Below are 668 nucleotides of genomic sequence, written 5' to 3' on the forward strand. Positions count from 1 at the left end.
TGATCAACCCCGTCCGCCGCGCTCTCCCGTGATGGCCCGCAGGGGTGTGGTGACCTTGAAACCCTCGTGTTGTTCGATGTCCGCAGCGCCGAGAGTGGCGCGGTGGAGGACGACAGCCGAGTCGTTAGCACGAAAGCTCGGAGGTACGGTCAGGTGGATCTCCGCTGGGTTGGCGATGCCCAGGTCGTGTACAGCAAGGGCCGTCGTGTGTGACACCACAGCCTGGTCCCGGCTCCAGAGAGACCAGCGGACCAGGTGGTCAGTGTCGGTGCTCGGCAGGTCGAGATACTCGCGGAAGCGGTAGATGCCGCGGTCGATACGGATCCAGTTGCGCCGACCGACGTGGAAGTGCTGGGCCTGGTAGGAGTAGCCGGCCTTGAGCGCCTGGGCAGCCGTGAAGTAGCCGCGTTGGCTGGCGGCGGTGCGCCATAGACGGTCGCGAGTCGTGTCATCACCGAGCACCGTGAGAGCGTAACAGAAACACTCCTCCTAGTTTCCTTTAGCTTCACGCAGATCGATACGCGAAACTAAAGTCAGGATGTAGTTACGCGACGTCGAAGATCCGCTTAGCCAGGTCGTCGATCGCCTCGTGCATCTGCGGCGCCCCGCCGAACCGCGCGGCCAGCTGCCGGACCGTACCCAGCTGCCGGAAGGTGGTACGCGCAGCG

General features: G+C 64.1%; 1 protein-coding gene. It reads right to left on the minus strand.

The features are described from left to right. Nucleotides 1-3 precede the first annotated feature (3 nt). Nucleotides 4-462, minus strand: a complete 459-nt coding sequence (locus FXN61_RS49845; RefSeq protein ID WP_167980687.1) for a type IV toxin-antitoxin system AbiEi family antitoxin domain-containing protein — start codon at nt 460-462, stop codon at nt 4-6. Nucleotides 463-668: the final 206 nt, after the last annotated feature.

It is taken from the genome of Lentzea indica, from assembly GCF_012184385.1.
In the GTDB taxonomy this organism is placed as follows: Bacteria; Actinomycetota; Actinomycetes; order Mycobacteriales; family Pseudonocardiaceae; genus Lentzea; species Lentzea indica.